Consider the following 17,819-nt stretch of genomic DNA (forward strand, 5'->3'; position numbering starts at 1 on the left):
TTTTCTTTTTATGACTCATGATCGCCTTGATTTTCTCGTTCTTTCAACCATTCTTCAACTAGCTGTAAGTCTTCTTCCGTGGCCAAGTTTAAAATGAAACTTTTGGTTGCAGACTTTTTATTCCTATATTGCTTCGCTTTGGCATTTTTTTGTTCATACCTTTTTACAGCCTGTCTTAATGCTTCACTGGTTTTGTGCGATGAATTATCCAAATTTATCCCCCTTTTCTATTTTACACTATATCAAAAAAATATAAGAATATCCATATAACGTTTGCAAATATAAGCATATCCTTATATAATAGAGTTGTAAGGAAATAGATTTTCTAAATTAGAGGAGGAACCCGTTATGAACATGATGCTAAAAAACAAAGAATACCAAGTAAGATTTGAAGAATATGCCGATAACAACAATGTCGCAATCATGGTAGTAAAACCGAAAAAAGGTAGGATGCGTGAAGAAGAATTAGTCACTACTGCGACCGTAAACACAGATACAGCGATCAAACCAGATTTTGTAGCAATTAAAGGTTGGTCTGAAAATACAGGGATTGAACAAGCTTTGATTGATGCAGATGTCATTTGCCCAGAAAGACTTGGAGCGATCCGATGTGGTATGGCTGTCGCTTATGTTTATGAACTAACTCCTACAGCAAAAGAAGCCAAAAAGAATCAACAGTAGAGCATGGTTTATGGCACAGGAAAACGATTTATCCTGTGCCATATCTCTACATTCACTATGTAAGATCAATAAGGAGAATGCATATGGTAATCGCAAGAGGGAACAAAAGACTGCCAGTAACACTTAATGTACATAGGCAAAAAAGTCTATCACAGCTGAAAAAGAAGTATAGCAAGAGTGAATCAAAACTTTTGTGTATTGCGTTAGATATGTTGGTTGAGCAAGAAAAAGCTGGTTTTGAAATACCGAAACTGAGAGAGTGATACCACTTTATTCCTTAATTCATAATAGTGATGGCACTTTTTTAAATAAAACAGCAGCTTGATTAAATTTAATCAACACTACTTAACGCTTAGGAGGGAAATCATTTGATCACAGCAAAAAGTTACTTCAGCGGAGCCGGCGGTATGGATCTCGGAATGGTAGAAGCTGGTATTAATATTTTAGAGTCTTTTGAAATAGATAAAAAAGCAGTCGCAACATTAAAAATAAATTTCGACCATACAATAACGCAATGTGATATTACTCAGATAACTGTTTTAGATCAACAGGACGCTGATGTTTATATTGCTACTTATCCTTGTACCAAGTATTCAAATATCGCTGATATAAGTGGTACACGTACAGGTGATGATTTGTTTCTTCACTTTTTTAGACATATCGCTTTGTCAAAGCCCGAAGCTTATGTGATTGAAAACGTACCAGGTATGAGGAAATTCCAAGTTGTAATGGAGTGTATGACAAAGCTTCCAGATTACTACGTAAGGGTCGAATGTCCGGTAAACGCGAACTGGTGGCTACCTCAAGAGAGGAAAAGATTGATTGTGATCGGTACTAGAAAACCGTTTAACAACTTGGACTATCCGCTTGCTATTGATCAAATACCCGTAACAGTTGGGGATATTTTGGAAAGTGATCCAGAAATTCATATACCCGAATATGTGTACAAACGTCTTAATGGTGGCTACCGAGATAAACCAATTATTACACCTAGAAACGGTAAAGCACCGACATGTGTTGCGCATTATGCGAAAGACCGTAGCACACGTCTCGTAGATGATGGCAAGCGTATAAGACCTTACAGCGTTTTGGAATATCAAAGGCTCCAAGGTTTTCCCGACTGGTTCAAATTTGAAGGTACTGATAATGATGCGTATAGACAAATTGGAAATGCTGTTCCAGTTGATATGGGAAGATGGATTGGGCAACAGCTGAAAAAATACTTTGAATCTTAAGACAAGAAATGATAGAAAATCACTTTAGAAAGGAAGATGAAAATATGGGACATAGTCAGTTAGAACATAAAAGAATGTGGCTTGAGAAGTTGGAAAAAGACCTGTCAGAACTCAAATCTTCGGGGTATGAAAAAAACTCCGAAACGTATAAAGAGGCTGAACGGCAAACTAATAAAGCACGAAAAAACCTGAATAGGTGACATATGTGGAAATAGTCAAAATGAGAAGGTGCAGGGGAATGGAAACATTGAAAAAAGCACTGGAAAAGAGAAAAATTGAATGTAGGGTTGAAACTCCCGACACGGTTTATTGCGGATCACCGAAGGATTTGTTACTGGCAATATCGGAAAAGGAGTTGCAGCTGGAAGTGATCAATAAACGACTTGAGTCTTTATTTGGTGATAAACGTTGGGATATCGAAGTCGGTTAATGGAAGAAATAAGCAACTAATAAATGAGGAATCTTATTATGAGAACAGAAATTGAAATTCAAAAAGAAAATGTGCAATTTTTACATGATTTGATTAAAGAAAATCCAGAAGTGCGAATAGTGCCCTTGGTAAATTCAAAAATAGTGGAAGATGATGGGTATGCTTCATGGATGGGTTCAGTTGGAAAATCTGAAATCGATTATATATGGGATAACGGGGAAAGAATCTTTTTTAAATCACAAGATGAAGAAGAGCTAATTGAAAAAGAAATGTACGCTATTGAAGACGAGGTTAAATCACTTGATGAAAATCATTCACTATCAAAAGCAATCGGAAAAAGAGCTGTTGCGCGAGTTGAAGGATATAAGTGGGAAAAAGTGATTGTTTTGTGGATTGGGGTGCCTTAGTCAGAGGAACGCAATAGCTGATAAAGTCGCACAAATTATAGGTGAGGTAGTAAATCCATATCCACAAAAGACAGAAATAAGTGAATCGAGGTGACCTTCATGTTTCTGAAGAGTGTAGGGATAGATAGAGAAGAGCTACTAGAATTAATTGTATCTGAATACGTCTACGCTTTGTCAAACTACGGGAAAACACTTTTAGGAAAACCACCAGAAATAATTCTTGCCGAGGGGAAATTGGTGGGTGTTTGTATGGCATTAGGTGTTGGGTATGAAATTGATAATGAGGTCATAACATTCAGGTTGAATTCAAATAATAAAGAAGTGGCTAAGTTCCCTTTTGAGCCAGAAGAACCTTGGTGATTAAGTTATTCACCGGATTCAAAGAAAAGCTGCCCTCTTAGTTTCCGCTAAGAGAGCAGCAAATTATTATGTCTTGTAGAGTATACATGGTTATAAGATCTTAAACAATAAGAAGGTGTTATGATGGTAAGATTTGCCGTTGACTTTTCGTACTATGAGTTCGACCAATTAATATATTCAATATCCTGGGTGAAAGCTAAAACGAAGGAAAATGCAATCGACAAGTTAATTAGCAAATATGACTATATTCATATTCAGAATATTAGAGAATTACTTAATTAAACAAGATAGCATACAGAGAAATAACGGAATTCAAAAATGGATTTTTGTCACTTTTTAAAAAAAATTAGAAAACGCTATCTCATTAATGGTAAACTAAATTAGGAAAAAGGAATTATTGTGATGGATGAAAAAGCAAAACAAAAAATAGTAAAATTACTTGCTTTAGCAAATGACGCTAACGATGAAGAATCGATGTCTGCTTTAGCGAAAGCCCAAGAATTGATGCTTCAACACAATATTGACGAATCTGAAGTATTTAGTTACAAGCAAGAGCAAAAAGCCGAATCAGTGATAGATGTGGCTATTTATCAAGGACGTCCGCAAAAATGGCTCTATAGATTAGCGTCCATAATTGCTAAGAACTTTCGGGTTCGCTACTATTATGTATCTGGCGCACCGATTGAACTCCATTTCGTTGGAATCGAATCGGACGTTCAAGTCGCACAGATCACATTTGAATACGCCCGTGGTAGTGCCAGCTTCTGTGCAAAACAGTTTTTGCAATTGCCGGAAATTCGTCGCAAGTACAAGCGGAAATGGCAGCTCAAGCAAGATTATCTTGAAGGCTATTTACGGGGATTATCGGAGACTTTCAGAAAACAGGTTCTAACAAACGGTTACGCACTCGCTTTACAAGTGCCAGAAGTGGTCCAGGCTGCAGTCAAAGAAATTGGACTTGTCCCTGGGAAAGACACGTCGCATAACGTGAAAGATCGGGAAGCATTTTACTCTGGATATGAAGAGGGAGTACGCTTTACTGATAAAGATAAGTTAAGTGTATAGAGAAATTTTTTAAATATAATTAACAAAATTTTTAGGAGGAAAAGATATGGAGGATTTATTTTTTGACAAGGAACATATTGCCAAATTTAGCTGCATGATGAATGAACTAGGATTTGAAGATCTTCACGACCCTTACTGGACAAGCTTGACGTTTATTCTGTCTGGTAATGACAGATTGTTTAACCAACGTTATACACTAGTTAATTTTACAGGAAAAGAAATCAACAGTGAAACATGGTTTGACGGTAGTTTATCAGGCGGTGAGCAAAAATTACTTGCTTTAGCTTATAATTTATTTACAAATCAGGACTTCTATGAGTTCGAGAGTGGGAAAAAATACTACATTTCTCCTTTAGAAATTTTTTCTGGAGTAGATGAAACGGGTTACAAGCTTGCAAAGAATGCCATTGATGTGAGGCTTAAAAATATCTGAGTATGCTGTAATTAACCTATGCAAGGATAAATAGAGGAAACAAATGAAAAAGTTAGTTAAATAGGAGGGGTCTAGTTGAAAAAACATAGGAAAATCATAATTAAAGTTTTGGCGTATCTTTCTTTGGCCGCTCTGGTATTCTCAATTTTTATTTATTTTAGAAGTTTGACGAGTACTATCGAAAGTCAACAGCAAAGAGTTGAAGCGATGGATCTGAAAATCGATCGATTAGAAAAACAGTTGAATCAAGACCAGGACAAATCTGAACTTGATTATGAAGAAAATAATGATAATGGATTCTACGAGGGAGCAGTGGAATCTTACTTATTCAAAGATGACCAAATTCCTGAAGGAAAAGTATTTTTTACAGAAAATGAAGCGAGACAATATGGAGAATCGTACGCACAAGCAACAAATGTGACTAAGGTTGAAATAACACCGGTCGAAGCTGTACTATATTATAGTGATGGCGAACAAAAAGACGGGTATGTCTACGCTTGTAATATTCATACAGCTGATACAGTTCTAGATTAATATTATAGAGGTAGTACATTCAAACATAATAAATCTGTGCTTCCTCTATTGATCTTCAGCGAGGATCAGTAGAGGAAACAGGGGAAAAGAACTGGAAGTAGACACAATTTCAATATATTAAAAAGTTAGTGAGAAACTTTGAAATGCAATCATAGAATAATACGGATTATAGAAAATAGGAAGAAGGGAAAAAAATGATAGAAAAAGAAAGTAAAGAAAGTAAAGAAAGTAAAGAAACGATGGTAATGGAACTGAATTTAGAAGAAGCATTGATAGTATCTACTGTTCTAGGAATGGCAGATCAATTACTAAAGAAACCAGTACACGAAGAAGAACTCGACGACATAATACCTTTTTATGATGAAGAGGAATTAGAAGATGTAAAGAAACTGTACAAAAAAATCGAGTATAAACGTCGTGATACTTTTTATGGAGGATTACCATTTTAGGTTGGAGCAGACATTTAAATATTGAATATGGAGATACTGGAATATCCGTGCAGAAAATATTAAGTTTCTTCAATTAAGAAATCCAATTTATGAAGAAGGCAACCAGAAGTTTACATTGTAAACTAAGCATTTAATACCGATACGTAAACATTTGGTTTCTTTTATTTCTCATTAAATTTTGTCATACTTAAGCTATCAAAATGAAATGAGGGATAATGATGAAAAAGATTGTATTAACGATTTTACTATGTAGTGTTTCCTTTGTTATGGTAGGTAGTTTAACCACTCCAACAGTTGGGGCTGTGGAAGAGTCAAGTAACTCTGTTGCTTCGGATTATGTAACTAAAGAGGATGGGACTATAGAAATGATAGTTCCTGAAGATGAAGTTGAGCAAGATTTACAAAAACAAGTTGAAGACTATATTTCTAGTAAAACAGGATTAACAAGAAGTCCAACCTGGGTAAATCTCACTCAAAAAGTTATTGAAACAAAATATCCAGTAGCTAGTGGATATGCAGGAAATCAACCAACAAAAGGAACAAAATTTCCTTCAGGAGGTGGATTCTATTGGTCATCTGGAGGTGGACCTAACGTCAGCGTAAGTGCAGGTTTTGCAGGGATTAGTATTTCTACCAATTTAGGAAAATCAGGAACTTCAGGGAATTTTGTAAATGCACCTAACAAAACACAATACTTTAAACTACATGTGAGTGAAAAGTATAAAGTCCAAAAAGTAGCAGTATACGGAGCTCCTTACACAAATCCAAATGGACCAAAACAGTTCTTATATTATACTTACCCCAAAACACTTTATTCTCGAACCTTGTCAGCAAAGGCACAATAATTTAAGAAGGTGAAGCATGTGAAACAGAAATCGACAATAGTTTTGATTCTGATAACTTTATTAGTTACAGGTGCGTTTGTTTTTAATCTGATCACAAATAGAGTTCCTGATATCATTGGTTTTTTTGGTAGTCCAAACGACAATCAAATGACGCAAGTTACCTTTGATAAAAAAGGGAAATATGTATTATATTTTGACGGAAAAGAATATGATCGTGGGGAATATGAAAAATCAACCGAACATGCTTACACTTTAGATTCAAGTAACAATAATGATGGTTTGATAATTTTAACTAACAAGCAAAATTTCCTAATTATCCCCACGTTGCAAAATGATCCTATCTTATTAGATAAGATATCTGATGTACCTACTTTTATTGAATGAATTTTTTAAACAAAGACGCCCTTTTAGATAACTATTCTAAAAGGGTTGTTTTTATTTAAACCTCTAAGAAAGATCCATAAATTAAAAAGGGGTCAGAAACTTAATAGTTTTTGATCTTTTTTTATACCTCACTTTCTAGCTTATACATTACCTCACTATAAGTAGGTTAAGTTAAAATGTAATTATAGAAAAATAGAGCAAACGTCATTGTCCAAAAAGCTCTTTGAACTATAAAGAATCGTTTGTTTGGGCAAGCATTTTATCCATAAATATGTGTGTTTAGATTATTTTCTTCTTAGAGGTTATTAAGGGGTATTTTTTTATTCGCAGGATACTAGGAAATAACTATGAATTTTTGTTTTTCACCCAAAACAACCCTATAGATGAAGATGCTCGATGGAAAAATACTTTTAAACCAACATTGAAACTATGTCTTTATATTTTTTAAAAATCTTCCTCGGGAGCTTATAAGATACACCAGTAGCAAAATCGTTGGGTTATTATAATCTATGGAGACAGCTAAATATGCTAAAATTATTCTCAAGACAGTAATTTTAGATTTAAGAAAATATTTGTTTTTATAAGGAGAGGTCAAGTTAAAAATAAAAACAAGGTTATACAGTTATTAGGTGATAAAACTGCTTTATTTATCTTAGCGTTGTTACTAGGTATCGGAGGAGTCTTTTTATTGTTTAGCAAACTAACGTTCTTACTCGAACCAATTGCTACTACTTTAAAAATTATATCCCCTCCTATTACGATGACGCTTGTGCTGTATTTTATCCTCAAGCCTATAGTGAACTGGTTAACCCAATTAGGATTATCGAAGGTTGTTAGTATTCTTTTGAGCTTATTTGCTCTTGTTTCTGTGTTTATAGCATGTAGGGCAGCTAGTTGTTTGTCTGATTATTGGCAGTTTGACTTTTGTCGGCTTTTTGTTTATCGGAATGCCGTTTTCAGGTACTTTAGCGGTTCTAGTTGGGATAACGGCTATTGTTCCTTATATCGGACCGGTTGTAGCTTTTTTTCCCTGTGCAATCATTGCTTTAATGACTTCAACTATGATGTTTCTGCAATTGTGTATTGTGTGGGTAATAGTGCAGTTGTTAAACGGGGAACTTATCGAACCTCAAGTAATGGGAAAACATATGGTTATCCATCCAGTAACTATTATCTTTGTTTTATGGGTTATGGGTGACTTGTTTGGACTGTTTGGTTTGATCTTTGGTATTCCTTTGTATGCAATTGGAAAGATCTTAGTCATTTTTCTTTTTCGAAGATTTAAAAAGCGATATAATCGAATCCATTCAGAAGAGAAACCATATGAAAAAACATAGTTTAGCTTAGATTCATATATCAACTCTCCCGAAGATGTTTCTGAATAAAGTAATTGTTCAAGAGTTTTTTTCTATGAATCAAGTAATTATAATCTATCAAGCGATTATAGTCTTGAAGTGATTTTTCGAATGAACTTAAAGATTTTTCTCATACCTAGAGCGATGTTGCAGGTTTTCTTTGAGTAGGAAATTTGGAGAGATATCTAGGGAGCCCTTTAAACGAGGCTTTGTTAAGCGGCTATAAAAATGTTTTGATTTAGCTTTGTAATTTTTCAAATTTGAGTATAATAAAAATAGATCTGCTTAATTTAGACTTGCGCTGCCCGTTATTGAAGTTTCAGGCAGCGCTCTTTTTTATTTTACAGAGATATCTCCTTGTTTTTTCTAAATAAGTAATTAGTTGGCTCAGTCTATACATATGATGCGGAAACTTTTTCCATATGATAATGTTAATGAAATCCATGTCAGAGATTTAAAAGATTAATAAATCAAAATGCCCCAGATCTATACTCAATAGATTTGGTTTTTTTATGTTCCTTTAGTCAATATTTAAGAATGAAAAAATTGGGTTTCTAAGCTTTGTGATTTGTCCATTTATTTGAATGGGAAGAAGGTTGCATAAAGCCGTGCAAAAACGTCTTTTTGTTTTTTCTGCAGACTTGATAATCTAATGGAGGAGTAGGTCACTTAAAAATAATAGACACCAACAAAAACTAAGCGCGCTCTGTAAAAGCACATAAACAAGCAGTATTGGTAAACAGAAAATTTGCTGTTGGTAAGATTTGAAAGGAGGGAGCGAATGAAAAATAGCTTGCGCATTGCCAAGGGAATCATAGGTATATTATGTGTTTTTATTTTGATAAATACACCTATCTACGGTTATGCACAGGAAGCACGGTCTGTTGAAACAGAAGGAAGTATTAGCTTTACTGGAAGTTGGCCGTTAGACCCACCAAATCCTACGCCGCCTTCAGGGCCTGATAGAGGACCTGATTTAAATGCCAATCCATCTACACCTGGGTCAAGACCAAGAGGAAGATTACCTCAAACCAATGATGTGGCACAATTTTGGCTTATCTATCTCGGAATTGGGCTGATTTTCTTTGTCTTATGGAAGAAAAAGAAGAACAGTCAGGGAGATGAAAATTGAGCTAATAATATTATGGAGAAAGAAGGAAATAAAATGAAATTTTTACGCTTAGCAACGATTGCTGCTTTGACAACAACGGCGTTTGCTGGGGGAATCACTGCTTTTGCAGAGGAAGCTAGGGAAGTTACTACGGATGGACAAATTGAATTTGGTCCTAACGATTCAGAGAATACGATTGTTGAGCCTCCTGGCCCCGGGGAACCAGATGTCACAATTCCTCCAGTTCCTCCTGGTACTACAGGTCCTCTAACGATCTCTTACGCGCCAACTATGGATTTTGGCCAACAAGTAATTTCGAATCAAGATCAGGCCTATAACCTTGTGGCAGAGATGCAACAACTTACAGGTACAGAAGGTGATGAAAATAAAGTTCCGTATATCTCATTTGCCCAAGTTCAAGATACTCGTGGTACAAATGCTGGATGGGACTTACGGGTAACTTTAAGCAACTTCACTGCTGAAAATACACAAAACAACATTTTGACAGGTTCACGAATCGAGTTCCGATCTCCAGAATTGCAATACAATGGCAATAACCCTGATAATGCGCCAACGATTCATGCCGATGGGTTAATGCTAGAAGCTGGAGGAGCTGCACAATCTGTGCTTTCTGCAGCTGAACGTAGAGGTGCGGGAACTTCTTCCGTTGTTTGGGGAGATCAAGCTGATTTAAGTGCGCAATTTGCAGATGATGAGATTGATGTGGTTGAAAATGAAATGATTCGTCTCCATGTTCCAGGGGCAACTGTCAAAGATGCAGCGATGTATACTGCTACCTTAGATTGGGAATTGAATGATGTTCCAGGAATGACGGGTGAATCAAGATAATCCGAAGCAAATAACTAATAGAAGTGGAAACTCTCAAAAAGAAACTTAAATTATTTAAAATTACACCGAGAAGAAAGTAGGAAAATAATATGAAGTCAATTCGTTTAGTAACAGCAGCAGTACTGACTGCCACTATTTTAGCTGGTGGCGTAACCAATGTATTTGCCGCAGAGAACAGAGGCGCCGAAACGGATAATACTGTAACCTTTACACCTAATGAAGAAGAAGTGGTCATTAATCCACCAGTAATAGAACCAGAAATTGATCCTATTGATCCAGTTCCTCCAGGACAAACAGGCCCATTGACACTAGCATATGTATCACCAACATTTGATTTTGGTGAACAGGCAATCACTACCCAGGATCGCGCGTATTCAATGATTGCGGAAGAGCAAACAGCAGATGGGGAGCCAGTACCTTATGTTTCTTTTGCACAGGTAGTTGATACACGAGGAAAACACGAAGGGTGGACACTATCTGTAGACCTTACTGATTTTGTTTCGGCAACAAGCAACGATAGTCTATTAGGTGCTCAGATTGAGTTTGTCGCACCTTGGGTTGCCTATGAAGGAACTGATACAGATCGTACACCGTCAGCTGCTACAAATAATGGAGAGAGTTTATTTCTAAATGTTGGACAAGACGATGTTGTTGTCATGTCAGCAAATGATGGCCAAGGAGCAGGACGGTCTTCTCTTGTATGGGGTGACCAAACTGACTTAAATAATCAAGCGGAATCAAATGCAGACGATGAAGATGTATTAAACCATGGTATTCGACTTCACGTACCAGGGTCAGCTAACCCAGATGCAGCACGATATGCAGCTACGATGACATGGTCCTTATCTTCAGTAGCTGATAACGAAGGTGAAACAACACCTGAGGACTAATTAGTCAAAAAGAAATGGCCGTAACAGGCAGACAGCTTATTATTTTCTGTCTGCCTGTTTTGAAAGGAGAAAACAAATGATTACACAAAAGAAAAATCATCGTTGGAAACAACTGCTAATCATGTTAGTCACACTCAGTCTACTCCCTTTTTTTCCGTTGAAAGGATTTGCGGATACCGAATCAGAACTTAATTTTTTCGTCACTCCTATTCTTCCAGAGAGTCAGTTGGAAGGGGGGGCTAGCGGGTACTTTGATTTGAATCTAGGTGCGGGTCAGGTGGATTCTCTTGGTTTAAATTTACAAAATAGTTCTGACCAAGATATTGTGATTGAAATTACTGCTCATACAGCTTCCACAAATGTTAACGGTGTTGTGGAATATGGTAAGGATGCTCCCGATCCAGATCCTACACTGCCAGCATCTTTAGATGAATTAATTGAAACGCCGAATGAAATCACACTTTCAGGAAATGAGAGACGAACCATTGAACTGCCGTTAACCATGCCAGAAGAAGAATTTAATGGCGTTCTTGCAGGCGGTATTCGTGTCCGAGAGGTTAAAGCAGATGAAGAACAGACTGAAGAAGGGGAAGGCGTAGCCATTACTAATGCTTTTTCATATGTTATTGGTGTAGTCGTCAGCAATTCTCGCTCAGTAACTGAACCAGATTTAGAATTACTGGACGTCTTTGCGGATCAATTAAATTATCGAAATGTATTTAGTGCTCAGATCCAAAACTTTACACCAACATTTGTCAACAAAATGGAAGTTGAAGCAACTGTGAGAGCTGAAGGAGAAAGCGATATTCTTTATGAAGCCAAACAAACAGGAATGCAAATGGCCCCGAATTCACACTTTAATTTTCCAGTTTCACTAGAGGGCGATCGTTTTCGAAGTGGTACATATGTTATGGATATAACAGCGCGTTCTGAAGGGCAAGAATGGACGTGGGGAAAAGTATTTACCGTTGAAGCGGACGATGCTCGAAGGTTGAACCGTGAAGATGTGACAATTGTTGACGGAACGAATTGGTGGGTGATCGCCGCAATTTCGACTATTTTTGTGCTTGGTAGTGTTCTTTTTTATGTACTATACAAACAGAAAAAAGGAACGCCAAATGAAGGATTAAAGGAGTGAAATAGGATGCCTAAAAAACAAAAGATAGGGACATTTTTAAGTGTGTCTTGTTTAGCTATCAGCACAATTATGTCTCCTGTGGCAGTTGCTTATGCGGATATAACTAGCAGCGCAGAAGCAATAGAGGAAACTGCCAACGATGCAACTGAAATTAGCTCTCATTTTTTGTACCCTGGAGTAGGAGAAGAGGTAGAGCCACGGTTCTTCTTCACTCGCTCCCAGATGCAAGGTTCAGTAGAAGACCCCATACAAGTGACATTTTTTTCTGATCAAGAAGTGTTAGAGGCACGAGTATCTTTACCCGAAGAGGCAACACTCTTAAAAGAGCAGTTACCAACAGGGGTTTCAGTTGAGGAAGGAGAGCAGCCTCGAGAATGGGTTGTTCAGTCAAAACGAGCTCAACATACATTTGTCCTTCCATTGGTTTTTGACAAGGTAGGAAGCTACGAACTGTCTGTGGAAGAAACAACAGCTTATGTAGAAATCCGTGAGCAAGAAGAGACCCATGAAGAAGTTTCAACAGAAGATACAGAATCTTCCGATGAAGATCTCGCAGATCAAGAGGATTCAAAAGAAGATGATGCAAGCGGTGAAGATCAAGAGCAGGAAAATGAGGGGCGTGAGCCTGTAGCAGAAGCTCCGCAGGAGCAACAAACAGAGGAAGAAGAGACCAACGATGAGGAAGAGTTGACTGAGTCAACAGTCTTTGATGGAGAAACAGCAGAAGTCACTACGATGGCGCAATTCAGAGCAGCGGTCGCCAATCCTGATGTTGGCATCATTTCTGTGCAAGCCAATTTGACAGAGTCAACCGCAAATAGAGTAGGAGTTAATCGTCCGTTGCTTATTCAAGGAAATGGGCATACATTGAATTTTGGAATCGACGGGGCTTTCTTTCAATTAGACGAAGTAACACAAGCAAGCACGTTTCGAATTGAAAATGCGACACTGACAAAAGCTGGGACTACACCCTTAATCCATGCGATATCAGTAGCAGCCAGTAAAGATTGGACCGTAGAATTAGAAGATATTACAGAGGTGAATACGAATAATATGCGTTTAGCCTCTCTTCCAGAAGGAAGCGTTCATTTTACAGGTGGTGTATCAAACTTTACACGTACCACTTCTACAACAACCTTCATTGAAGCAAAAGAAGTCTTAGCAACAAATCAAGCAGAAGTCACGATTAGTCGTGGAAATGCGATGGTCTTCTTTTCTTCTGCCACTGTAGCGGATCCGAAGATCACTGTAGAACAGGGTGCGACAGTTACGATAACTACCTCCTCTGGAACAGCAAATACGATTAATCTAAGAGGAGTTAGACCTGAAATCGATTTGCATTCAAGTGGGGAATTGAGGATAACTACTACTGGGACTAACACGGAACCTACAAACACATCAAATAATGGGATTGCATTAACAGGCACCACACCTAAAATAACTATGACCTCTGGCGCACAAATGACAGTCACAAGTACAGCAGCTAAAAGAGGAATTCTTCTGTCTGGAGATGATGCACAGCTTTTAGTCAGTGATTCTGAGTTATCCGTTACTTCTGCGTCACAAGCAGCCATCCGCATTAATGGCCATCACCCCTCTTTTTCGTCAGAAAATAGCACGATTCAGTTATATTCTACGTCGGGCGGGACGACGAGTTTAGATGGTGCCTCTCCACAACTAATTTTTGATTCATCAAGGGTAACTATTACAAGTAGCACTGGTACACGAATAACTCTAAATGGTGCCAATCCAGTATTGAATCTGAGAAATAGTCAATTAGACATGAGTGCGACAACAGGACAAGGGATTTCTTTGGAGGGGGCAACGCCACAAGTACTCATGTATGATAGTCAGTTACTTATAACTGATACCGATGCTTCGCAAGGGATACGCTTACAGGGAACAGATGCATTACTTTCTTTGAACAATCAGAGTACACTGGCAATCACAGGTGGAGGAACTGGAGAGTTAGAGAATATCCAGATTGGGGGAAACAATGCTCGGCCGGAACTTTCAATCACCGGGGAATCTAACCTATCAGTAACAACAACCAGTGGAACAACTCGTGCGTCAAATACAGTAAATAACGTCATTCATTTACAAGGAGATGAACCTAAGCTCAATATCCAGGATGCTGCTTTAGATATCAATGTAGTTTCTGGAGCAAGACGAGGTCTTTTTGTGAATGGTTTGTCTGCTGATATTTCATTTGTTGATAGTAACATCAAGGTAAATACCCGCAATGATGCTAGGGCAATAGATAGTCTAGAAGCGAATACTGGATCTGCAGTAATTAGAAATAGCAAGATTACTATTCCAACGGGACTATTATTCTTAATGACCGGTGAAACACTAGAAATTGACAATTCTGAAATTGATTCTGCTAGATTGTTCCACCATGCTTTCAATGTAGAAATAAAAAACAATTCTTTTGTGAATCTTCATCATGATGGAATCCGATCAGTAACTGGACCTGGAGGATGGATAAGCCCAATCCAGCCTACAGAAGGTGTGATGGGATCCGACAGAGCGGAACAAACTGTTTCAATTACAACCGGTGCAGTAGTATCTATAAGGCGTTCTGACGGTGCCGGACCGAGCGCTAGCGGATTTAGGATGGCACTAGGCAATTCAACTGTTGCTGTAGAACAGGGCGGAAAGCTTTTTATAGATAATTTAGGAAACGGTACGCCTAATGATAGTCAATCTGGAGCTCCAAACGCAGGAGTATCATTTAGAAATGGAGACAATAATCGTTTTATTGTACGGGATCCAGGATCTGAAATATCAATTGTTGCTAGAAATGGTGCTGCTATAACAAATTCTTGGGGTGATAGCAAATTCTCTATGGGTATAGAAGTGAGTAATGGCGGTTATTTCTCAGCAGTTGGCAACACTAGCACAACAGCTTCGGGTACATTTAATGTTTCTACCTTGAATGTAAACTTCGACAATCCCTTATTCTTAGATTTTAGAAATTTACAATCAAGCGGTGGAGTTGTCTTTGCGACTGATAATCAATCCAAATTAACTGCTTTAAACAGTGATTTAGCTTTGTGGCAACGGTTAAGTGATTTAGATTCTGACCCCACTTTTAATTTTCGGCGTTTAGACTATTCATTCTCAGGTAGCAATCTTTCTACGTTGGTTAGCACAAGCAACCCTGAAGAACTGAACACGAATGTTATAGGAACTAGTGGTCTTTATCAGTTCAGTAGACTGTCTTCCAATAATGGCCGATGGGCAATTGCAGATGAACTTAGAGTCCCAACCAATGCCGATAAGAAAATTCACGGGCGAATAAGTCTTCCAGTAGGATTAGAGGATAGTCGTCCTGCTTGGGATGATGAAGCAATCGTTACCGTCGAAGTAGAGTCACCTTCTGGAGAAAGCACACAAGAATATACCGCTAAAACGGTTGGTCATACAGATGGCTCATCAGGAATCAGTATTTATGGAGAAGAACCGCGTGGCGGACTTTTTGAAATCGAATTGGATGAACCGCTAGAGGCTGGATCAAAAGTTCGTATAAGCAAAGTCGAACTAGCTAGTGGCGAACGTACAGATGGCTTTGAACACCAGATTTTGACAGATACCGTTGAAGTCTTTCCCATCATCCCACCCACACCTGCGCAATTTTCTTCGTCGATAATTGCGCAAAACAGTGCTACGATCCAAGGGAAGACAGATAATGTAGATGCCGAAGTAACAGCCACACACAATGGCGAACCGCTCAATACTGAAAAAGTTATGGTAGAACCTGATGGGAGGTTTACATTAGATTTAAGTGCTGTTTCCTTAGAAATGGATGATGAAATACAAGTCTTTTTGCGAGATACAGAAGGATCCGCTGAAGACGCTGGAGTGATCAATCCTCCTAAAACGAATAATCAACGTGGGAACATCAATCCTGCAGAGCCCCTGCTTTATCGAGATGCGGAATTTGAACCAGCCACTATTTTAACTGTTAGTGATTTAGGGCCTGTGTCTCCTGTAGATCCGATGAATCCAGATAGCGAAGTCAGTCCAGAAAATCCACCGGTACTACCTGAAGAACAAGGCTTGATAAGTATTGATTTTGTCTCTCAGTTTGACTTTGGAGAAGTACCGATTAAAGCAGATGGAGGTGTTTATGGTGCGTTACCTCAACAACTACTGAATGAAGATGGAACAGTAAGCGATGAAGAACGGCCAAACTACGTCCAAGTCTCTGATCGACGTCCAATAAATGATGGCTGGGAATTAACTGCGAAGCTTTCAGAAGAAGGATTCCGAAGTACGACTGGGGAGCCATTGAGAGGGGCACGAATTCTATTAGAAAATACCGAGATGGCCACAACGAGCACCAACACTAGTGTTGAACCATTTTACCAAAGTACCGCTATACTAGGGCCTGGAAATCTATGCTCTTTAGCTGTAGCACGTAATTCTGAAGGTGGCGGTACATGGATTCAGCGTTATGGTAACCAAGACACTGCGGGTTCAAGTGTCAAACTAGATGTCCCTGCTGGAGCGAACCCCAAAGCTGATAAGTATGAGGCAACCATTGAATGGCAGCTAAGCTTTACACCAGGGAATGAGTAATTGATTAGACGTTGAAAGTCAAGTTTTCGCTAAAATAAGCGGTGGCTCAAAGCAAGCCACCGCTTACTAACAATATAAATTAGACGTCTATCGAGAAAAGATTGGCATATCAAGGTAAGTGAAATGGTCTTAGAGCCAATCTACAATTGCCTTCATCAAGAATTAAGCAATCAGGAAGTCTTACACGCGGATGAAACAAGTTATCGTGTATTGGACAGTCACAAAGAAAAGACGTACTACTGGCTATATGCCTCAGGGAAAAGTGAAGAAAAAAAGTTGTGCTCTACGAGCACTCAAATTCACGTTCCTTTGACGAACCCCAAAGGTTTTTACAATCATTTAGTGGTTTCTTGCATACGGATGCTTATGCAGCCTACGGGAAGCTGACAGTAAACAATGTTTATTGTTGGGCGCATGTTCGCAGAAAGTTTTTTGAAGCACTAGGTAAATATCCAGCGTCAAAAAGTCACGCCAAAATAGGTTTAGACTACTGTGACAAGATGTTTCGAATCGAACGAACCTTTAATAAACTCAGTGCAGAAGAAAGATTTGTAGCGAGGAAGGAAATGTTGCAGCCTGTGATGACTGAATTTTTTAATTGGTGTGAGAGTTTTGCTTCTTTGCCTAAATCACAGTTAGGAAAGGCAGTCCGATATGCAGTCAAGCATAAAGAAGGACTCCAGCTTGTACTATTTGATGGGCGGTTGGAACTTTCAAATAACCGAGCAGAGCGCGCCATAAAAGAGTTAGTGATCGGTCGAAAAAACTGGCTGTTTTCTAAAAGCTTAAAAGGGACTAGATCAGCTGGAATTATTTTGAGTATCATCCAGACAGCTGTTGCGAATGGGTTAAACATACGCAAATATTTAAATCACCTTTTTACAGAAATTCCTAATCTGTCTTCGATGACACCTGAAGTGCTACGCGCTTATTTACCATGGAATCAGCAGATACAAGAAATCTGTAAATAATCCAGAGACAAATCACCTGATTTGAGTTTATCAAATCGGGCTATTTGTATTTAGGTACTATCCTATGACACGCTTACGTTGCTAAGAGTCATTTTACT

Annotated in this window: 19 protein-coding genes and 1 pseudogene; 19 read left to right on the forward strand and 1 reads right to left on the reverse strand. The window is 38.2% G+C overall.

Annotated elements, in window-relative coordinates; translation table 11 throughout:
• Positions 1 to 8: 8 nt before the first annotated feature.
• Positions 9 to 212 carry a hypothetical protein gene (locus tag IGJ74_RS04040; RefSeq protein WP_218193471.1) on the reverse strand — a complete coding sequence of 68 codons (204 nt, stop codon included), beginning with the start codon at positions 210 to 212 and terminating at the stop codon, positions 9 to 11.
• A 136-nt stretch (positions 213 to 348) separates the two neighbouring features.
• Between IGJ74_RS04040 and IGJ74_RS04045 the strand changes: the two genes are divergently transcribed.
• The 19 genes and pseudogenes from IGJ74_RS04045 to tnpC all read left to right on the forward strand — a co-directional run.
• Positions 349 to 681: a hypothetical protein gene (locus IGJ74_RS04045; protein WP_138314766.1), complete on the forward strand. Its 333-nt coding sequence runs from the start codon at positions 349 to 351 to the stop codon at positions 679 to 681.
• 83 nt (positions 682 to 764) lie between these two features.
• Positions 765 to 944, forward strand: coding sequence for a hypothetical protein (locus IGJ74_RS04050; RefSeq protein WP_008381280.1), 180 nt, complete (start codon positions 765 to 767; stop codon positions 942 to 944).
• 105 nt (positions 945 to 1,049) lie between these two features.
• Positions 1,050 to 1,916, forward strand: a complete 867-nt coding sequence (locus IGJ74_RS04055; RefSeq protein ID WP_218193470.1) for a DNA cytosine methyltransferase — start codon at positions 1,050 to 1,052, stop codon at positions 1,914 to 1,916.
• A 238-nt stretch (positions 1,917 to 2,154) separates the two neighbouring features.
• Positions 2,155 to 2,346, forward strand: a complete 192-nt coding sequence (locus IGJ74_RS04060) for a hypothetical protein (RefSeq protein ID WP_218193469.1) — start codon at positions 2,155 to 2,157, stop codon at positions 2,344 to 2,346.
• Positions 2,347 to 2,384: 38 nt separating this feature from the next.
• Positions 2,385 to 2,753 carry a hypothetical protein gene (locus tag IGJ74_RS04065; protein WP_218193468.1) on the forward strand — a complete coding sequence of 123 codons (369 nt, stop codon included), beginning with the start codon at positions 2,385 to 2,387 and terminating at the stop codon, positions 2,751 to 2,753.
• Positions 2,754 to 2,852: 99 nt separating this feature from the next.
• Positions 2,853 to 3,113, forward strand: coding sequence for a hypothetical protein (locus IGJ74_RS04070; protein WP_218193467.1), 261 nt, complete (start codon positions 2,853 to 2,855; stop codon positions 3,111 to 3,113).
• Between the two features lie 402 nt (positions 3,114 to 3,515).
• On the forward strand, positions 3,516 to 4,178 hold the full coding sequence (locus IGJ74_RS04075; protein WP_218193466.1) for a DUF2786 domain-containing protein: 663 nt from the start codon (positions 3,516 to 3,518) through the stop codon (positions 4,176 to 4,178).
• Between the two features lie 46 nt (positions 4,179 to 4,224).
• On the forward strand, positions 4,225 to 4,611 hold the full coding sequence (locus IGJ74_RS04080) for a DUF6075 family protein (RefSeq protein WP_218193465.1): 387 nt from the start codon (positions 4,225 to 4,227) through the stop codon (positions 4,609 to 4,611).
• A gap of 75 nt (positions 4,612 to 4,686) precedes the next feature.
• Entirely contained in the window at positions 4,687 to 5,145 is a 459-nt protein-coding gene (locus IGJ74_RS04085; RefSeq protein WP_218193464.1) for a hypothetical protein, read from the forward strand.
• Positions 5,146 to 5,339: 194 nt separating this feature from the next.
• Complete coding sequence (locus tag IGJ74_RS04090; RefSeq protein WP_218193463.1) at positions 5,340 to 5,594, forward strand: hypothetical protein; 255 nt, start codon at positions 5,340 to 5,342, stop codon at positions 5,592 to 5,594.
• A gap of 218 nt (positions 5,595 to 5,812) precedes the next feature.
• On the forward strand, positions 5,813 to 6,439 hold the full coding sequence (locus tag IGJ74_RS04095) for a hypothetical protein (RefSeq protein WP_218193462.1): 627 nt from the start codon (positions 5,813 to 5,815) through the stop codon (positions 6,437 to 6,439).
• Positions 6,440 to 6,457: 18 nt separating this feature from the next.
• Complete coding sequence (locus IGJ74_RS04100; RefSeq protein WP_218193461.1) at positions 6,458 to 6,823, forward strand: hypothetical protein; 366 nt, start codon at positions 6,458 to 6,460, stop codon at positions 6,821 to 6,823.
• A gap of 917 nt (positions 6,824 to 7,740) precedes the next feature.
• The gene (locus IGJ74_RS04105; protein ID WP_255324169.1) at positions 7,741 to 8,160 is read left to right on the forward strand and encodes an AI-2E family transporter; all 420 of its coding nucleotides are present in this window, start codon (positions 7,741 to 7,743) and stop codon (positions 8,158 to 8,160) included.
• Between the two features lie 799 nt (positions 8,161 to 8,959).
• A complete protein-coding gene (locus IGJ74_RS04110) occupies positions 8,960 to 9,310 on the forward strand; it encodes an LPXTG cell wall anchor domain-containing protein (RefSeq protein ID WP_218193460.1) in 351 nt (116 codons plus the stop codon).
• A gap of 33 nt (positions 9,311 to 9,343) precedes the next feature.
• Positions 9,344 to 10,138 carry a WxL domain-containing protein gene (locus tag IGJ74_RS04115; protein WP_218193459.1) on the forward strand — a complete coding sequence of 265 codons (795 nt, stop codon included), beginning with the start codon at positions 9,344 to 9,346 and terminating at the stop codon, positions 10,136 to 10,138.
• 89 nt (positions 10,139 to 10,227) lie between these two features.
• A complete protein-coding gene (locus IGJ74_RS04120; protein WP_218193458.1) occupies positions 10,228 to 11,028 on the forward strand; it encodes a WxL domain-containing protein in 801 nt (266 codons plus the stop codon).
• 76 nt (positions 11,029 to 11,104) lie between these two features.
• The gene (locus IGJ74_RS04125; protein ID WP_218193457.1) at positions 11,105 to 12,166 is read left to right on the forward strand and encodes a DUF916 and DUF3324 domain-containing protein; all 1,062 of its coding nucleotides are present in this window, start codon (positions 11,105 to 11,107) and stop codon (positions 12,164 to 12,166) included.
• Positions 12,167 to 12,172: 6 nt separating this feature from the next.
• A complete protein-coding gene (locus tag IGJ74_RS04130) occupies positions 12,173 to 16,750 on the forward strand; it encodes a WxL domain-containing protein (protein WP_218193456.1) in 4,578 nt (1,525 codons plus the stop codon).
• 99 nt (positions 16,751 to 16,849) lie between these two features.
• Positions 16,850 to 17,721: pseudogene (gene tnpC, locus IGJ74_RS04135) on the forward strand (IS66 family transposase); the annotation flags it as partial.
• Positions 17,722 to 17,819: the final 98 nt, after the last annotated feature.

The organism is Enterococcus sp. AZ009 (assembly GCF_050548785.1).
Classification (GTDB): Bacteria; Bacillota; Bacilli; order Lactobacillales; family Enterococcaceae; genus Enterococcus_D; species Enterococcus_D entomosocium.

What these genes read in the sequence shown, in the direction of transcription:
- IGJ74_RS04125 (WP_218193457.1), top strand. Translation starts at nt 11,105, where the DNA reads ATGATTACACAAAAGAAAAATCATCGTTGGAAACAACTGCTAATCATG.
- IGJ74_RS04070 (WP_218193467.1), top strand. Translation starts at nt 2,853, where the DNA reads ATGTTTCTGAAGAGTGTAGGGATAGATAGAGAAGAGCTACTAGAATTA.
- IGJ74_RS04110 (WP_218193460.1), top strand. Translation starts at nt 8,960, where the DNA reads ATGAAAAATAGCTTGCGCATTGCCAAGGGAATCATAGGTATATTATGT.
- IGJ74_RS04060 (WP_218193469.1), top strand. Translation starts at nt 2,155, where the DNA reads ATGGAAACATTGAAAAAAGCACTGGAAAAGAGAAAAATTGAATGTAGG.
- IGJ74_RS04065 (WP_218193468.1), top strand. Translation starts at nt 2,385, where the DNA reads ATGAGAACAGAAATTGAAATTCAAAAAGAAAATGTGCAATTTTTACAT.
- IGJ74_RS04095 (WP_218193462.1), top strand. Translation starts at nt 5,813, where the DNA reads ATGAAAAAGATTGTATTAACGATTTTACTATGTAGTGTTTCCTTTGTT.
- IGJ74_RS04130 (WP_218193456.1), top strand. Translation starts at nt 12,173, where the DNA reads ATGCCTAAAAAACAAAAGATAGGGACATTTTTAAGTGTGTCTTGTTTA.
- IGJ74_RS04075 (WP_218193466.1), top strand. Translation starts at nt 3,516, where the DNA reads ATGGATGAAAAAGCAAAACAAAAAATAGTAAAATTACTTGCTTTAGCA.
- IGJ74_RS04115 (WP_218193459.1), top strand. Translation starts at nt 9,344, where the DNA reads ATGAAATTTTTACGCTTAGCAACGATTGCTGCTTTGACAACAACGGCG.
- IGJ74_RS04120 (WP_218193458.1), top strand. Translation starts at nt 10,228, where the DNA reads ATGAAGTCAATTCGTTTAGTAACAGCAGCAGTACTGACTGCCACTATT.
- IGJ74_RS04050 (WP_008381280.1), top strand. Translation starts at nt 765, where the DNA reads ATGGTAATCGCAAGAGGGAACAAAAGACTGCCAGTAACACTTAATGTA.
- IGJ74_RS04080 (WP_218193465.1), top strand. Translation starts at nt 4,225, where the DNA reads ATGGAGGATTTATTTTTTGACAAGGAACATATTGCCAAATTTAGCTGC.
- IGJ74_RS04045 (WP_138314766.1), top strand. Translation starts at nt 349, where the DNA reads ATGAACATGATGCTAAAAAACAAAGAATACCAAGTAAGATTTGAAGAA.
- IGJ74_RS04090 (WP_218193463.1), top strand. Translation starts at nt 5,340, where the DNA reads ATGATAGAAAAAGAAAGTAAAGAAAGTAAAGAAAGTAAAGAAACGATG.